This is a genomic window from Nocardia puris, assembly GCF_036051655.1.
Taxonomy (GTDB): domain Bacteria; phylum Actinomycetota; class Actinomycetes; order Mycobacteriales; family Mycobacteriaceae; genus Nocardia; species Nocardia puris.
Map to the genome: position 1 here is coordinate 7,541,317 of NZ_CP107943.1, position 15,717 is coordinate 7,557,033.

Genomic DNA, 15,717 nt, shown 5'->3' on the forward strand with positions numbered 1-15,717 from the left:
GTGCTGGTCTGGACCAGGACCGGCCGCGCCGCGGTGCTCGCGGTGTTCGGTCTGGTGGTGACGGTCGTGTTCGTCGCGCCGATCGCGACGGTGGTCGCGGCATCGCTGGCGGGTAGCTGGACCGGGCCGCTGCCCTCGGATCTCGGATTCGCCAATCTCGGTGCGGCGCTGTCGGGCCGGGAGGCGGCGAGCCTGTCGGTGAGCTTGCAGACCGCGCTCCTCGCCGGCGCGCTCGCGCTGGTGCTGGGCACCTGGGCGGCGCTCGCCGCGCGGGAGGCGCCCGGCTGGCTGCGCCGCGCCACCGACGCGGTCTTCCACCTGCCGGTGGCGGTGCCGTCGGTGGCGATCGGGCTCGGCCTGCTCATCGCGTTCAACGAGCAACCGCTGCTGCTGGGCGGCACCCGATGGATCGTGATCCTGGCGCACACGGTGCTGGTGCTCGCCTACGCGTTCAGCGCGGTCTCGGCCGCGCTGGACCGGCTCGACCCCGCCTATCACCAGGCCGCGGAGTCGCTGGGCGCCGGACCGGTGCGGGTGCTGTGCCAGGTGACGCTGCCGCTGCTGCTGCCTGCGCTGGGCGCGGCGGCCGGATTGTCGATCGCGCTGTCGATGGGCGAACTGGGGGCCACGATCATGGTCTACCCCGCCGCCTGGCGCACCCTGCCGGTGACCATCTTCGCCCAGACCGATCGCGGCGAGGTGTTCGACGCCGCGGCCGGGACCACCTTGCTCGTGCTGGTCACCCTCGTCGCGCTGGTGGTGCTGGGACGGCTGAAAGGCCGCGCGGCACTGCGCTGATCCGCGCATAGGATCACAGGGTGTCTCTGCTGCCTCTGATCTTCACCGCGGGCTGGGCCAGCGGCATCAACGCCTACGCGGTGGTGCTGCTGTTCGGGCTCTTCGGACTCACCGGCGTCTCCGATGAGGTGCCCGAGGGCTTGCAGCGCACCGACGTGCTGGTGGCGGCCGCCGTGCTGTTCCTCATCGAACTGGTCGCCGACAAGGTGCCCTACCTGGACAGCTTCTGGGACGCGATCCACACGGTGATCCGGCCCGCCGCGGGCGCGGTGGTGGCGGCGCTGATCGCGGGATCGGACGACTCGCTGCCCCAACTGGCGGCGGCCGCGGTGGGCGGCACGACGGCCTTGATCAGTCATCTGGTCAAGGCCGGGCTGCGGATGGCGGTGAACACCTCGCCCGAACCGGCGAGCAATATCGTCACCAGCGCGGTGGAGGATCTGAGCGTGGCGGGCGTGATCACGCTGGCCGTGTTCTTCCCCGTCCTGGCCGCGATCATCGCGGGCGCGCTGCTGCTGATCGGGGTGACCCTGATCGTGTTGCTGGCCGGGCGGATTCGCCGCTACCGGCGACGGCGCCGGGAACGCCGCGCGGCCGCGACGTGAGCGCTGGGTTCCGGGCGGGCGTGCCGCGCCAGTCGACCGCGCGGCACGCCGGGCGGGGCGCCCCGTTGCGCCCGCCGTCTCCGGGGGCGACGAGTACTCGCCGCTCGGCGGGCGGTGTCGCCGGTCGGGCGGGACACCGCGGGCGGACGCGGCCGGGGCGGGCTACTGCTCGGGCAGTCGACGGCGGCCACCGGCCACGTCGGATACCAGATCAGTGTATCCGTCGACCAGTTCGGCCAGGTGGTACCAGTGCTTATGGGTGTTGTCGCTGCGCGGGCCGTCGACGTCGATGGCCTGGTTCGCCTGCGCCCAGCTGCGCGCCATGCGGTCCACGACCGCGCCGAGGCTCTCGGTGTGCAGCGACGCGCCGTGGCGGTGCTGCGGCAGCTCCTGCGCGATCCAGTCGTTGATGTCGTCCACCAGTTCGCCACGGCGGCAATCGATCTCGGCCACCAGCCGCGCGTCGCGCACCTCGGCGCGGCGGGCGTGCAGCTCCGCCAGCGCGTGCGCCGACCGCAACAGCTCACGGTCCTGGAAGCGGCGTCCCTGGAAGGCGCTCAGTATCTGGGGCGCGGTCGGCAGTGCCCCCACCGCAGGCGCGCTCACATCTCCCCCTCGACAACACCCGACACCAACGCTCTATTTACCAACATCATTGGCTCTCGATTCGGTTATTCCCGGACATCGGATCGGCTCGGTCACACCAAGGCTAGCTGGATCATGCGCGTACAGATGCAAGAACACAAGACTTTGAAACGCAATAGTGCGAACTAGGAAGTGCGCGCGGCGGTGGGTATCTGTTACCGACGGAACGCTGCCGCAGGTTGCCGCCTCATTGCGAGAAGCGGCCAATCCGCGCCGCCAGCGGGCGCGATTCATCAACCCCCCTGAACGATTTCGGACCCCGATCTGCCCGCGCGGGACGCGGGCGAACGCGACCCCAACATGTTTTGGCGGGGAACGACTTTCACCCTGTGGGACAGACACTGTCCAGGGCTAATCCGAAGCAAATGCGACTGACCGGTCGGATGAGCGCGGAGAAATCAGACCGGTCGGATGAATAACTCGGCGGCCATCGGGATTTCGTCCACCCGAGAAACACAGCGCCGCCCGGCCGAGAAGGGCCGGGCGGCGCGGTTGAGCGGGCGTCGTGCTCGGGAGTCAGCCGTTGAGATCAGCGGGTTCGGGCGTGCTGACGCGCGCCGGATTCACGGCGACGAACGCTTCGGCCGGGTCGTGCTGGAGCATCCGGCCGAACGTGCGGGTGGTGCTGGGCCACGGGTTGGTGACGCGGCCGCTGGCGTGCTTGTACCAACTCGAACTCGTCTCGGGCCACACCGATTTCGCGATCTCCTGGTCGAGCCAGCGCTGATGACGGCGGATGGCCTCGTCGCTGACCTCGATGGCGGCCGCGCCGAGCGAGTCCCGCCAGCGCAGGCACTCCATGATGTAGGCGATCTGATGCTCCTTCATCGACGGGTTGCTGCCCGCCGGGGTGAACGAGTTCGGGCCGGCGATGAGGAACACGTTGGGGAAGCCGCCGACCGCCAGGCCCATGAAGGCGTGCCCACCGGAGGCCCACTCCTCGTGCAGCAGCAGTCCGTCGCGCCCGCGCACCGTGATCGGGGTGAGGAACTCGGTGGCGCGGAAGCCGGTGGCGTAGATGATGACGTCGGCGAAACGGTGTGCGCCGTCGGCGGTTTCGATGCCGTCGGCGGTGATGCGGCTGATCGGATCGGTCACGAGCTTCACGTTGTGCCGCGACAGAGTCGGATAGAAGCGGCTGTCGAACACGATCCGCTTGCCGCCGATCGGATAGTCGGGCGTGACGGCCGCGCGCAGGCGCCGGTCCGTCACCTGGTGGCGCAGGTAGGCGCGCGCGAACCACTCGGCGGGCCGCGCCGACCAGCCGCGCCGCATGATGGGCGCCAGCACCGCGTCGGCGCCGTGGTAGAGCGCCTTGCGGTAGGCGCCGTGGGCGCCGGGCAGGTGCAGCGCCAGGCCGGTGAGCGCCCCGAACTCGCGCGAGGGCTTGGGCAGCAGCCAGTGCGGCGTGCGCTGGTAGACGTGCACGCGCCGCGCGCGATTCGCGATCTCCGGCAGCAGCTGCGCGGCCGAGGAGCCGGTGCCGATCACCGCCACCGCCCGGCCGTGCAGGTCCTGGTGGTGGTCCCATTGCGCGGTGTGGAACGCGGCGCCCGCAAACTTGTCGCGACCGGGGATGCGGGGAATGTTCGGGCGGTGCAACTGCCCGACGGCGAAGACCACGACGTCGGCGAGCACCCGCTCGCCGCCGCCGGTGGTGAGTTCCCAGCGCGCGGTCTCCTCCCGGTACTCCGCGGCGACCACGGCGGTGTTCAGCCGCATGTGCGGGAGCAGGCCGTACTCGGAGGCCACGCCGCGCAGATAGTCGAGAATCTCCTCCTGACCCGGATAGCGTTGCCGCGCATCACGATAAGGCGCGAAAGAGAACGAATAGAGATGCGCGGGCACATCGCACGAGCACCCGGGGTAGGTGTTCTCGCGCCATACGCCGCCCACATCGGCGCCTTTCTCGAGAATCGCGAACTCGGTGATGCCCGCCTCACGTAGCGCGACGCCCATCCCGATCCCACCGAACCCGGCGCCTACCACCGCCACCTTCAGATCCAGCACACCTCTGCCCTCCAACTTGTTGCCAGCCAACATTCAGCAATCACTATTCGTGTCTCGGACCAGACCAGATGGTTCCGAATTGCGGCGTGCCGAAAACGTTGCCAAGCCGTAGTACGGGCGGCGGGGATCAGGCGGGCGAGGGCTCGCAATCCACCCATTCCAGGTACCCGCTGCCCGAGATGGCGCGGCCGGACCAACTGCCGGAATAGGAGTAGGCGCCCACGTAGCCGCGGCCGTGACCCCAGCGCAGCGGCGTATCGACCTCGGCCTCGAGCGCGAGCAGGTCCGCTCCCCCGTCGCGGACCGTCCAGCGCATCCGGGCGGGCACCCGCATCTGCCGGCCCAGTTCGTCGACGGCGGGCTCGTCGCGGTGGGCGAGCACCTCGAAGGTCACGTCCTCGAAGACGCGGGCGCTGCCGCCGATTGTGCGCAGATACGCGAGCCGGCACGCGACCGCCCCGGCCGCGCGGACCTCGGTGAGCAGCAACTGATTACGCTCGTCCAGGTCGATGATCTGATAGGTGAAGAAGTCGGCCGGGAGCTTGTACCGCTCGGGCAGCGGGCGTTGCGAGAACGCCTGCGGGCTGATCGAACGCGCGTACTCGACCGTGCACAGGCCGCCGATCTCGGTGACGCCGGTCGCGTCGGTGAGGGTGCCGGTGTAGGTGGCGAGCAGGCTGAAGTGGTCGTACACGCGGCTGCGCACGAACCAGGACACCTGGTCGGTGGCGGTGATCGCCAGGTCGACGCCGAAATGCTCGTAGCGGCCGCGCACGGTGTAGGCCGGGTGGTCGCGGGTGATCGACAGATCCGAGCCCCATTCGAGCGCCGAACCATCGGGGGCGAAACGACATTCGGTCGCGATGTTGTAGGCGCGGTAGTGATATTGGTCGTTGTGGGCGGTGGACGAGAGCACCGTCGCGGTGTCGCGGACATCCGGCGCGGCGAGGTGGTCGTTGTCGAAGATCATCGTCCCCGTGGGGCCGATGAGCGTCATCGTGTTCAGGTAGCGGTGCGGGGCGGGCAGATCGGGGACGAAGACGCCGTAGTGCGTCCAGAAGCGCCGCGAATCGTGGTGCGGACGCATCATCTCCGGCCGGGTGAACGGCCGCGTCGAGGCCCGCAGCCTGCGGTCGATGCGCGGGCGGATGTGGTCGACCACGAATCGGGTGGCCGAGCCGAGCAGTCCGTGCTGTCTGTCAGGAACGGGATTCGACGACATTGTCTACCTCCGGGTGTGCCACGACGGGGCGGCGTTCGGTGTGGACGCCCGCGAGACTCGGCGGGCGGCGGGCGTGCGGATGTCAGGTGGGCGATTCGCTCCGGTGGAGGGGATTTCATCGGGGCGTCCGATCACTACGACCGCTGAGGGCGCTCGAGTTGTCGGGCGTCGGGCGTCGGGCGTCGGGCGTCGGGCGTCGGGCGTCGGGCGTCGGGCGTCGGGCGTCGGGCGTCGGGCGTCGGAATATGTTGTCGCGCACCATGTATCCGCGCGAACTCAGCGCGGTGCGTCCGCTTCCTGGGCGTCGGTGATGCGCGCGGTGATGATCTCGGCGAGGCGTTCGGCGTTCTGTTCGGGGATCCAGTGCCCGGCGCCCGCCAAGTGCTCGAAGCGATACGGACCCGTCACGTAGTGTTCGGCGAGTTCCGCCCCGCGCCTGGCGAGCGCGATGTCGCGGTCGCCCCACACATGCGTGGTGGGCACGGAGACCTTGCGCCGCAACGCGTCCGGGGAGCCGAGGGCCATGGCGCGGTACCAGTTCAGGCCGGCGCCGAAGGCTCCCCCGTCGACCACCGTGCGGCGCACTTCGGCGACGGCGTCCGCGTCCATCCCGGCACGCTCGAGCATCCGCTCCAGCAAGGCCGGGTTCCGCGCGACCACGCGCTCGGGCACCCACGGCACCTGGAACACGGCCATATACCAGGACTTCAGCGCCTGATCGCTGCTCAGCATCGACCGCAGGAACGCGGCGGGATGCGGCACCGACACCGAGGTCAGCGTGCGGACCAGTTCGGGACGGGCGGCCGCGAGCGACCAGGCGACGACCGCACCCCAGTCGTGCCCGGCCAGGTGGACGGGCCGGCCACCGAGGGTGTCGATCAGCGCCACCACGTCGTCGACGAGCAGCGAGGTGCGGTAGGCCCACCGCCCGCGCGGGCGGGCGCCCGGCGAGTAGCCGCGCTGATCGGGCGCGATCGTCCGGTAACCGCGCTCGCGCAGGAGGCGGGCGGTCGGCTCCCACGACGACGCGGACTGCGGAAATCCGTGCAGCAGCACCACGATCGGGCCGTCCAGCGGTCCGTCGTCGAGCACATCGAAGGTGAGTCCGGCGTGGGTGTAGGTGCGCAAGCGGGCCGGGGTGGTCATCGCGAGGCCCGGGACGCGGTGCGGACGATTGCCATAGCGACACCTCTCAGAATGTGTTACCGATTGTCACACACATAATTGACTAATCGGTAATATACGAGCGGGGACCGGCCCCGTCAACAGTCCCAGGGCTGAATTCCCGCCGGAGCCGCCTCGCGAAACCCCGGTCGCCGCACGCAACCCGGTCAACCGCAGCCACGCCCTCGCCAATGCACCGCGCGCACCGCAGCCCGCCCGCGCCGAAGCCCGGACGCCGCCCGATCCCGGCCACCTCGCAGACCCGCCGCACAAACCCCGGCCGCCGCAGCGCAACCGCTCACCGCAGCGCAAACCGCTCACCGCAGCCCTGCGCTCGCCGAAGCCCAGCTCTTGGCGAAGCCCCGCCCGCACTGTAGGCCGCGCTCACCGAACCCCGCCCGCGCCGAAACCCTCAGCGCCGACGCGCCCGCAACCTCGCCATCACGGCCGAACCCGGTGGCGTGATCATCGCCGCCGCGATCGCCACCACCATCAGATACGCCGCCGCCACGATTGCCGCGGCACGAACAGCCACCCACCCGGTTCGCTTCACGAACTCCCCCTTGCCTCGCTCGTAGAAGGCAAGGATATCCGCCGGTCGCGCCGGGCAGAGCTGTTCCGAGAAACACTGGGCACCACACCATCTCGGCCGCCCGCTGAATCAGGGCGGCCCTAGGGGTGTTCCCTGATGCTGGTTTCGCCCGCCGATAGCTACGTTGAGTCCGACGATCCGCACCCCGAGGGAGGACCCGCATGGCTGTCGTGGCTCTGCTCGCCACCACCGCGCTCACGGCCTGGCTCATCGCGGGCGTGGCGCGGCGGGTGATCGGAGCGCCGGTGGGGTGGCCGCGCACGATCCTGGTGTCCGCGCTGTTCCCGACGGTCGGTTCGGCCGCGGCCAACGCCCTGGTGCGAGCCCTGGGCACCATGGACGAGGACGGCGGCGTCCGCGATGTCGCCGGTACCGCAGCGGTGGTGGTGCTGGTGTGGGCGTGGTTGTTCGTGGTGCTGCTCGCCGTGCTCTACGTCGCCGAGATCGTCGTGCCGACGGGTTCGCTGCCGGGCCCGATCACGCTGGTGCGGCGCTGGTACGGTACCCAGCAGGAGACGAAGCGCTATCTGCAACTGCTCGTCGTCCTGGTGCGGCGCGGACTGGGCGGATTCCTGCGCCGGGGCGCGTGGCGCGGGAACGGCGACGCGCACACCGTGGGCGCCCGGCTGCGCGACGCGCTCGGCGACGCCGGCGTCACCTACGTGAAGCTGGGCCAGATGCTCTCGGCGCGGCGCGATCTGGTGCCCGCCGGGATCGCCGACGAGCTCGCCACGCTCCAATCCGACGCCGCCCCGCTGGACTGGCCGGAGATCGCAGCGGCGCTGGAGAATTCGCTCGGCGGGCCGGTCGCGGAATTCTTCGCCGAGATCGACCGCACGCCGCTGGCCGCGGCGTCGGTGGGCCAGGTCCACGCCGCGCGCCTGACCGACGGCACGTCGGTGGTGGTGAAGGTACAGCGGCCGGGTGCGCGCACCCAGGTGGATCGCGACCTGCGCATTCTGCGCCGTCTGGCCCGGCGGGTGCAGCGCGACGCCGCGTGGGCGCGCGACATCGGGGTGGTCGACCTGGTCGAGGGGTTCGCGACCTCGCTGCGCGAGGAACTCGACTACACGGTCGAACTGGACAACATGCGCAATCTGGCCGCGGCCACGGGGGATTCGCCGATCGTCATCCCCACGCCGTACCCGGAGCTGTCGTCGCGGACCGTCTTGGTCACCAACCGGGTGCGGGGCACCCCGGTCGGCTCGGCGGGGCCGTTCCTCGCGCTGATCGACCTCGCGGTCCGCCGCGACGCGGCCGCCACCCTGCTGGCGCAGGTGCTGCGGCAGATCCTGGTGGTGGGCGTGTTCCACGCCGACCTGCACCCGGGCAACGTCCTGGTGGCCGAGGACGGCACCCTGGCCCTGCTCGACTTCGGCGCGGTGGGCCGCCTCGACGAGACCGAGCGCCTGGCCATCGCCGCGCTGCTGCTCGCCATCGACAACGACGATTCGGTGGCCGCCACCGACGGGCTGCTCACGCTGCTGGGCACCCCGGACGGGTTCGCGCGCCGCGACTTCGAGCGGCGCTTCGGGCAGCTGATCGTGCGCTACCGCAACGGATTCGGCTCCGGCGGCAGCGGCGCGCTGTTCGGCGACATGGTGCGGTTGATCACCGGCGCGGGCTTCGCGATCCCCGGCCAGATCGCCGGGGTGTTCCGCACCCTCGCGTCGCTGGAGGGCACGCTGCTGCTGCTCGATCCCGGCTTCGATCTCATGACCGCGGCGCGCGAGGGCGGCGGCGGTGTGCTGACCGAGATCGCCCGCCCGGAACGGCTGGCGGCCCGGGCCCAGGGCCAGTTGCTGACGAGTCTGCCTGTGCTGCAACGCCTTCCGAGCCGAATCGACGCGCTCACCGCCGACCTCGCCGACGGCAGGTTCACCGTGGGCACCCGAATGTTCGACCATCCCGAGGACCGCGCATTCGTCACCGGACTGGTGCAGCGGGTGATCACCGCCCTCATCGCGGTGAGCTGCCTGCTGGGCGCGGTGGTGCTGCTCGTCCAGCGCGACGGCCCGTATCTGGTCGCCGAGGTGCCCGCCACGGCGGTGCTGGGCGGCTTCCTCGGACTGGCCGGCGGGATCCTGGCGCTGCGCAGCCTGATGCGCTGAGACGCGGCCGCGCCCGGGTGGACGCGGCCGGTCACCGGCGCGAGGTCAGACGGGATCGCCCAGGCAGAACGTGGTCTTCTCCTCGGTGAGCAGGAGCACCTGATCGGCCTCCTCCCCGCACAGCGTCTCGTCGGCCTGGCCGTCGATGCGCTGCACCACCCGGAAGCTGGCCTCCGGGGCACTGCAGGCCACGTACTTGTAGCCCGTCATCATGCTCTCGTTGTAGCAGAGGTCCTGCTTGAAGTTGGGCGCCAGGCACAGGAAGGCCGTGGTGCCGCCGTTGAGGGTCTCCTCGTAGGAGGTGTAGTCCTCGTGGCACTCGGTCTTCTGGTCGTGGACCTGCGCGACCCGGTACACCGCGGTGTCCGCGGCGCAGTCGACCGGCTCGGTCTCCGAGTTGATCATCGAGCTCTCGATGACGTTGATGCAATCGCCCACGTTGGCGCGGGCGGTGTCCGACTTGCCGGCGTCCTGCACGGCATCGGTGGCCTTCTCGACCGCCGAACAACCCAGGGTGGCGAGTGCCGCCACCGTGGCCAGGGCCAACGGCACCCGCTTCAGCAGGCCGGAACCGACGAACTTCATTCGTGTCACTTTCTTCGGAGGGCAGGGTGGGCGGCCGACCGGGATACCCCTCGTCACGCCGAATCCCGGACGACGCCGTGCCCTTCGACGCAGCCCCGCCAGGGGCGCGACCGGCCTCGAACACCACACCGCACCACGGGCGCCCGAGCATCCGGGAAACCACGGGATCGCCCCGGGCCCCGGTGAGCCGGGGCTAAGCTCTTCGCGGCGCGTTTGCTGTCAACCGGGGCGGAGGGACATGGTCGAGCGTTCGTTCGTGGGGCGCCGCGCCGAGCTGTCCGCACTCGGCGTTGCCGCGGAATCGCCAGGCCAGCCGTGGGTCGCGCTGGTCGAGGGCCCCGCGGGCATCGGCAAGTCGCGGCTGCTCGGCGCGTTCGCCCCGGCCGCCGCGCGGCACGGCGGGCGCGTGATCGCGGTCACCGCCACCGAGGACGAGCGGCCGCAACCGCTGCACGTGGCGTACGACATAGTGGAGCGGCTCGCGGACACGGGTGCCGATACCGCCGGTATCCCGGACGACGCCGACGCGACCCGGCTCGGACGCGCCCTGCGCAAACTGCTGACCGACACGGTGCTCATCGTGGACGACGCGCACTGGCTGGACACCGAATCGGTGCGCCTGCTGACCTTCCTGGTGCGCAACCGTCCCGCCGCGCTGCGGCTGGTGCTGGCCTACCGGACCGGGCAGTGCCCGCCCGCCCTCACCCGGGCGCTGTCGGCGACCGGCACGTCCGTCCGCACCGTCACCGTGCCGCCGTTCACCGAGCCCGAGGTCGCCGATCTGCTGCCCGAGGCCACGCCCGCCCGGCGCGCGAAGCTGCTCGCCGCCTCCGGGGGCAATCCGCTCTATCTGCTGCTGCTCGCCGACCTGCCGGACCGGGAGCCCGCGGACGACGACGCCTACGCCGGTCTGGACCGGACGGTGCGCGCCGAACTCGCCCAGCTGCCGCAGCCGCAGCGGCTGGTGGTCACCGCGGCGGCGGTGTGCGGGCCCGACACCGACCTCGAAATGCTCTGCGCCACTGCGGAATCGACGATGCCGGAGGTGACCGCCGCGCTCGACGCGCTGTGCGCGCGGGGACTGATGACGGTCGATGGGGGCACGATCTCCTTCAGCCATCCCCTGGTGCGCACCGCCGCGCACCGGCTGGCCGGCGCCGGGTGGCGCACGGCCGCGCACCATCGCGTCGCGGCGGTTTTGCGGGCGCGGGGTGCGGCCGCGCCGGCGCTGGCCCGGCACCTGGAACTCGGAATGCTCGGCGCCGACGAGGACGCCGCCGCGCACCTGCGGCTGGCCGCCGAACAGACACTGGCGACCGCACCCGCGACCAGCGTGCGCTGGCTCGATGCCGCGCGGCGCGCCGATCCCGCGCGCGGGAACCACCCCGGCGACACCTTGTTGCTGGGCCGGGCGCTGCTGCTCTCGGGTGCGGGCGAACGGGCCCGCGAGGTGCTGGAGCCGCTCGTCACGAGTACCGGACCGCACCGGCTGGAGGCGCTGCTGCTCTCGGCGCGGTGCGAACGGATGCTCGGCCGGGTGGACCGGGCGCGGGCGCTGCTGGCGACGGCCGCCGACCTGCCGCTGCTACCCGGCGACGGGCCGGTCCAGCTCGAACTGGCCATCCTGGAGATGCAGGACCATCAGGACGCCGAGGGCCGCGCGCGCCTGGGCGCGCTGTTCACCTCCGAGGCCGTGGCCGATCCGGCGGTGCGCGCGGCGGCCACCGCGCTGGGCTGCCTGGGTACGGTGTCGGAACTGCGGATCGAGGCCGCGCGCACCGCGTTCGCGGCCGCCGACCGCGCGTTCCGCGATCTGGACGACGATCAGCTGCGCGAGGTGGTGCACGCGGTCCCCGCGCTGGGCTGGTCCGGCTTCTTCCTCGATGCCCACGCGCGGGTGCTGCCGCACCTGGATCGCGCGGTGCGGGTGAGCGCGCGGTTCGGCCGCAGTTACGCCCTCGCCGAACTGCACACGGTGCGGGCCTACGTCCTGCACAAGTTCGGGCGGCCCGCCGACGCGCTGGCGGCCGCCGACGACGCGCAGGATTTCGCGGAACGGTTCGGCTACCCCGATCTGCTGCCGTTGGCGGGCGCGCTGAAAATCCGTGTGCGGCAATGGACCTCGCCGGACGACGAGGTTCGGCGGCAGTGGTCGGAGGTGGCGGGGCTGCCTCGGCCGGTGATGCGGTGGTGGCGGCAGGTCGTCGAGTGGACGCTCAGCGATGTGGGCGTCGGCCTCGGCGTCGTCGATCCCCCCGACCTCCCGGCGGCCCTGGACGACCGGCCGGGCCCGATGCAGCCCACCCAACTGTCCCGCTACGCGAACATCCTGCTGGCGCAGGATGATACGGAGCGGGCGCACGAGCAGCTCCGCCGCGCCGAGGCGGTGGCCGACGATCTCGGGTTGGCGAGCCAGCGGGCCGCCGCCACCCTCGTCCGCGCCGAATACCTCTGCGCCACCGGCGATCCGGAGTCCGGCGAGCGCGTCGCGCGGGCGGCCGCGGCCGAGTTCGAGGCCGCGGACATGCCCGTCCAGCGCGGACTGGCGATATTGCTGGCCGCCGACATCGCCGGGCGCCGTGGCGAATTCACCCGCGCCACCGAACATCTCGTCGCGGCGCGGGACTTGTTCACCGCCGCGGGTGCCACCCGACTGATCACCGCCGCCACCTCGGCGCAGCGCCGTCTGGCGGGCAGCCGCGCCCCGGGCGCCGCGACGGAGCTGACGCCACGCGAGCGCGAGGTCGCCGAACTCGCCGCGCGCGGCCACGCCAACAAGGAGATCGCCACCCTGCTGTTCCTGAGCCCGCGCACCGTCGAGGACCACCTCAGCCGCATCCTGCGCAAGCTGGGCCTGACCGGGCGCGCCGGGATCGCCCACCGGCTGGCCGAACTCGACTCCGCGACCTGAACGGAGAAGGCCGCCACCGAGTGCGGACGGCTCACGCGCCGATCACACCGCAACCGCGTCCGGACGCACGCGGCTGACGCGCCGATTGCACATTGAAAACGCGGCGAGCCCGACCCGGCGAGGTTCCCGCACGCCCCGCGCGAATCGCCGTGCCGACCGGCCCGGCGGCGGTACGCTGGGGCCCGCTGCGGATCGCATCGGCGCGAAAGGATTCGGTGAACATGGCAGGAAAACGGACCGTTCTCACCGCAGGCCTGCGCCGCCTCGCCGCACTGCTGTTCGAGATGCGCGAGGGCGTCGGGCTGAGCAAGGAGGAGGTGAGCGGACGGACCGGGATCAACGTCACCACCCTGTATCGCATCGAGGCGGCCCAGGCCCGCCCCCAACGCCGCACCCTCACCGCGTTGCTCGACCTGTACGACGTGGAACCGGAACGCCGCAAGTACGCCGTCGATCTGCTCGCCGACGCCCAGAAGCCCGGCATGTCGCGGCCGTACGAGGCCAATCTCACCGAGGTCTACGCCGCCTACATCAACTTCGAGTCCGAGGCGCTGTCGGCGCGGCACTACGAGACCTCGTTCATCCCCGGCCTGTTGCAGACCAAGGAGTACGCCCGCGCCGTCGTCGACACCTCCATGCCGAAGGTGGAGAACTCGGTGGTGGACAACCGCGTGGAGGCCCGCCTGAACCGCTCGGCCGTGCTGACCAGGGACGAACCGCTGGAACTGTGGGTGGTGCTGGACGAGGCCGCGGTGCGCCGCGTCGTCGGCGGGCCCGCCACCATGCGCGGTCAGCTGGAGAAGCTGGCCGCGCAGAGCACCTACAAGAACATCATCCTGCAGATCCTCCCCTTCGACGCGGGCGCGCACCCCGGCATGCCCGGCGCGTTCACACTGCTGGACTTCAAGGACCCCAACGATCCCGAACTGGTCTACGTCGAGGGCATCGCGGGTGACGCGCTCGTGGAGGGGCACACCGAGGTGCGCCGATTCGGCGTCATCTTCGACCAGCTGCGCGCCATGGCGCTGAGCCCGCGCGACTCGGTCGCGCTGATCGAGCGGATCGCCGCCGAAATGCGCTGAACAGGCCGCCCGCGGCGAATCCCGCGCTGCCCGAGCCGATCACGCGCGAGCGCCCCGTGACACGGGCGTGACGCCGTACGAAGCGATGGGTAGAGTGAGCGCCGATGACCAGCATGGAAGCCCGTCTCGGCGAAGCTACCCGGACGGTGCCGCTCCCCGCTCCGTGGGACCTCAACGCGTATCTGGCCGCCGTGGCCGCCCATCGCGGACGCTCCATCTCGCTGCGTCCGGTGTCCGCCGCGATGCTCGCCGAGGACGGCTGTCGCGGTAAGGGACTCTGGGTGGCGCGCGGACACGACGACATCATCGTCTACGACGCCGACGCCACCGACCGCAACGCCGAGCACATCATCCTGCACGAAGTGGGCCACATGCTGCTCGGCCACGGCAAGGATCTGGCCGAACCCGCCACCCCGCTGTCGCCGAAACTGGCCGCGCTGCTGCCCTCGCTGGCGGCGCAGCACGTGCTGGGCCGCAACGAGTTCGGCGTCGAAGGCGAGCAGGAGGCGGAGGTGTTCGCCGACATGACGATGGTGTACGCCACGCTGCCGCGCCGCACCGCGCGCGGGTTCCGGCTGTTCCGTCGCGACCGCTAGGCCGTCGGCGCGCGCCGCGCCGCACCGCGCATCTCGTCCACCAGATCCTCGTATCTGTCGGCGGTCTCGACCACCTGCAACCACGCCTCGTAGAACACCGCGTCGGGCGCGGCGGCGAGCGGCAGGTAGGCCTGCGTGGTGAGCTGGGCGAGCCGGTCGACCACACCGCCCACCGTCTCGCGCCGCGCGCACGGGGCGGGCGGCACCGGCGTCACCAAGGTCATCCAGCGGTCGATCGCGCGCACCAGCTGGGTCCGGCGGCGCTCGAGTTTCGCCGCCTGGCGCACCGGTGTGCGCTCCCGCAGGGCGTGCAGCTGGGCGAGTTCGCCCGCCGCCTCGAGCACCGGGTGATCGTCGTGCGGAAGTCCCCGGCAGGCCGCGAGCAGCAACTCCTTGCCGGGGATCGTCCAGTCAGCCGCACCACCGCGCGTCATCTCACCGCCCTCCGCGACACCATCATCCACGGGCCGAGGGGTACGCGCACCGCCTCGGTACCGTCGCGCACGAGCGCGAAACTCGCGATATCCGAGGTGTACCACCGCGCGGCCCGCACCGCGACCCCCGGCCGGAAATCAGGACAGCCTGGCCTCACTCCGGACGAAACCGGGTGCACGTCGCGCGCGTCACCGCGCGCGGGTCTAGGCTGACCGCCGTGGTCGAACCGCAACCTCCCGTGGCCCCCCACCCCGATATCGCTCCGCTCGCCCCGCTGCTCGGAACGTGGCGCGGCGCGGGCCACGGCGAGTATCCGACGATCGAGGATTTCGACTACGTCGAAGAGGTCCGGTTCGGCCACCTCGGCCGCCCGTTCCTGACCTACCGGCAGCGCACCCGCGCCGCCGACGGCAGCAGGCCGATGCACGCCGAGACCGGTTACCTGCGCTGCCCGCGCCCCGACCACGTCGAGCTGATCCTCGCGCACCCGACCGGCATCACCGAGATCTGCGAAGGCGGGCTCACCATCGACGGCGACGAACTGCGCATGGAGTTCGACTCCACCAGCATCGCGCGCAGCAGCACCGCGAAACTGGTGACCGCGCTGGGCCGTTCGTTCCGCGTCGCGGGCGACACCATCGACTACACCCTTCGCATGGCGGCCGTCGGCGAGCCGCTCACCCACCACCTCGCCGCCACTTTGCACCGGGCCTGATCAGCGGAGCCGTGGGCCCCGCACCCGGGCTCGATCTCCGTCCGCACCCACCTCACACACCGCGCGCTCACCCCGACGAACCGTGCGCGCCCGTCAAGCCCCAGGCTCCCGGCCGGGAATGACCAGGTCCGCCCGGCCGCTGTGCTCTCGGACACGTTCCTCTTGCCGCTTCGACGCTCCCCGTCCTATGGTCCCATTCAGCTAATTTATAGCTAACTTCGAGCGCACCGCCGCGCCGCCACCTCA

Annotated in this window: 14 protein-coding genes; 7 read left to right on the forward strand and 7 right to left on the reverse strand. The window is 71.4% G+C overall.

The genetic code is table 11. The annotated features are described in order from the left end of the window. A complete protein-coding gene (locus OHB21_RS35005) occupies window positions 1-798 on the forward strand; it encodes an ABC transporter permease (protein ID WP_067512752.1) in 798 nt (265 codons plus the stop codon). Between the two features lie 20 nt (window positions 799-818). Beyond that, window positions 819-1,403 carry a DUF4126 domain-containing protein gene (locus OHB21_RS35010; RefSeq protein ID WP_067512754.1) on the forward strand — a complete coding sequence of 195 codons (585 nt, stop codon included), beginning with the start codon at window positions 819-821 and terminating at the stop codon, window positions 1,401-1,403. Window positions 1,404-1,565: 162 nt separating this feature from the next. On the opposite strand, the gene OHB21_RS35015 is transcribed toward OHB21_RS35010, so the two are convergent. From OHB21_RS35015 to OHB21_RS35035, 5 genes are all read right to left on the reverse strand, one after another. Continuing rightward, window positions 1,566-1,925, reverse strand: a complete 360-nt coding sequence (locus tag OHB21_RS35015) for a DUF4254 domain-containing protein (protein ID WP_067512776.1) — start codon at window positions 1,923-1,925, stop codon at window positions 1,566-1,568. A 639-nt stretch (window positions 1,926-2,564) separates the two neighbouring features. Beyond that, window positions 2,565-4,091 (reverse strand): flavin-containing monooxygenase, encoded by a 1,527-nt coding sequence (locus OHB21_RS35020; protein ID WP_084538046.1) that lies wholly within the window; start codon window positions 4,089-4,091, stop codon window positions 2,565-2,567. A 94-nt stretch (window positions 4,092-4,185) separates the two neighbouring features. Beyond that, complete coding sequence (locus OHB21_RS35025; RefSeq protein ID WP_067512756.1) at window positions 4,186-5,280, reverse strand: DUF6670 family protein; 1,095 nt, start codon at window positions 5,278-5,280, stop codon at window positions 4,186-4,188. Window positions 5,281-5,556: 276 nt separating this feature from the next. Further along, window positions 5,557-6,426 carry an alpha/beta fold hydrolase gene (locus tag OHB21_RS35030; protein WP_195126270.1) on the reverse strand — a complete coding sequence of 290 codons (870 nt, stop codon included), beginning with the start codon at window positions 6,424-6,426 and terminating at the stop codon, window positions 5,557-5,559. Window positions 6,427-6,856: 430 nt separating this feature from the next. Then, on the reverse strand, window positions 6,857-6,997 hold the full coding sequence (locus OHB21_RS35035; protein WP_157115868.1) for a hypothetical protein: 141 nt from the start codon (window positions 6,995-6,997) through the stop codon (window positions 6,857-6,859). 200 nt (window positions 6,998-7,197) lie between these two features. Between OHB21_RS35035 and OHB21_RS35040 the strand changes: the two genes are divergently transcribed. After that, window positions 7,198-9,147: an ABC1 kinase family protein gene (locus OHB21_RS35040; RefSeq protein ID WP_195126269.1), complete on the forward strand. Its 1,950-nt coding sequence runs from the start codon at window positions 7,198-7,200 to the stop codon at window positions 9,145-9,147. Window positions 9,148-9,192: 45 nt separating this feature from the next. Here OHB21_RS35040 and OHB21_RS35045 read toward each other — a convergent pair whose 3' ends face one another. Then, a complete protein-coding gene (locus tag OHB21_RS35045) occupies window positions 9,193-9,732 on the reverse strand; it encodes an LppU/SCO3897 family protein (RefSeq protein ID WP_067512760.1) in 540 nt (179 codons plus the stop codon). Between the two features lie 238 nt (window positions 9,733-9,970). On the opposite strand from OHB21_RS35045, the gene OHB21_RS35050 reads away from it, so the two are divergent. The 3 genes from OHB21_RS35050 to OHB21_RS35060 all read left to right on the forward strand — a co-directional run bounded on the left by OHB21_RS35050 (window position 9,971) and on the right by OHB21_RS35060 (window position 14,321). Continuing rightward, the gene (locus OHB21_RS35050) at window positions 9,971-12,643 is read left to right on the forward strand and encodes an AAA family ATPase (RefSeq protein WP_113974930.1); all 2,673 of its coding nucleotides are present in this window, start codon (window positions 9,971-9,973) and stop codon (window positions 12,641-12,643) included. A 221-nt stretch (window positions 12,644-12,864) separates the two neighbouring features. Continuing rightward, window positions 12,865-13,725, forward strand: a complete 861-nt coding sequence (locus OHB21_RS35055) for a helix-turn-helix domain-containing protein (RefSeq protein WP_084538154.1) — start codon at window positions 12,865-12,867, stop codon at window positions 13,723-13,725. Window positions 13,726-13,829: 104 nt separating this feature from the next. Continuing rightward, a complete protein-coding gene (locus tag OHB21_RS35060) occupies window positions 13,830-14,321 on the forward strand; it encodes a hypothetical protein (protein WP_067513843.1) in 492 nt (163 codons plus the stop codon). Here OHB21_RS35060 and OHB21_RS35065 read toward each other — a convergent pair. After that, complete coding sequence (locus OHB21_RS35065) at window positions 14,318-14,785, reverse strand: hypothetical protein (RefSeq protein WP_232331907.1); 468 nt, start codon at window positions 14,783-14,785, stop codon at window positions 14,318-14,320. The genes OHB21_RS35060 and OHB21_RS35065 overlap by 4 nt on opposite strands. Before the next feature lie 188 nt (window positions 14,786-14,973). Between OHB21_RS35065 and OHB21_RS35070 the strand changes: the two genes are divergently transcribed. Then, window positions 14,974-15,471 carry a peroxynitrite isomerase gene (locus OHB21_RS35070; protein ID WP_067513850.1) on the forward strand — a complete coding sequence of 166 codons (498 nt, stop codon included), beginning with the start codon at window positions 14,974-14,976 and terminating at the stop codon, window positions 15,469-15,471. Window positions 15,472-15,717 lie beyond the last annotated feature (246 nt).

What these genes read in the sequence shown, in the direction of transcription:
- OHB21_RS35020 (WP_084538046.1), bottom strand. Translation starts at nt 4,091, where the DNA reads ATGTTGGCTGGCAACAAGTTGGAGGGCAGAGGTGTGCTGGATCTGAAG.
- OHB21_RS35025 (WP_067512756.1), bottom strand. Translation starts at nt 5,280, where the DNA reads ATGTCGTCGAATCCCGTTCCTGACAGACAGCACGGACTGCTCGGCTCG.
- OHB21_RS35030 (WP_195126270.1), bottom strand. Translation starts at nt 6,426, where the DNA reads ATGACCACCCCGGCCCGCTTGCGCACCTACACCCACGCCGGACTCACC.
- OHB21_RS35040 (WP_195126269.1), top strand. Translation starts at nt 7,198, where the DNA reads ATGGCTGTCGTGGCTCTGCTCGCCACCACCGCGCTCACGGCCTGGCTC.
- OHB21_RS35045 (WP_067512760.1), bottom strand. Translation starts at nt 9,732, where the DNA reads ATGAAGTTCGTCGGTTCCGGCCTGCTGAAGCGGGTGCCGTTGGCCCTG.
- OHB21_RS35050 (WP_113974930.1), top strand. Translation starts at nt 9,971, where the DNA reads ATGGTCGAGCGTTCGTTCGTGGGGCGCCGCGCCGAGCTGTCCGCACTC.
- OHB21_RS35055 (WP_084538154.1), top strand. Translation starts at nt 12,865, where the DNA reads ATGGCAGGAAAACGGACCGTTCTCACCGCAGGCCTGCGCCGCCTCGCC.
- OHB21_RS35060 (WP_067513843.1), top strand. Translation starts at nt 13,830, where the DNA reads ATGACCAGCATGGAAGCCCGTCTCGGCGAAGCTACCCGGACGGTGCCG.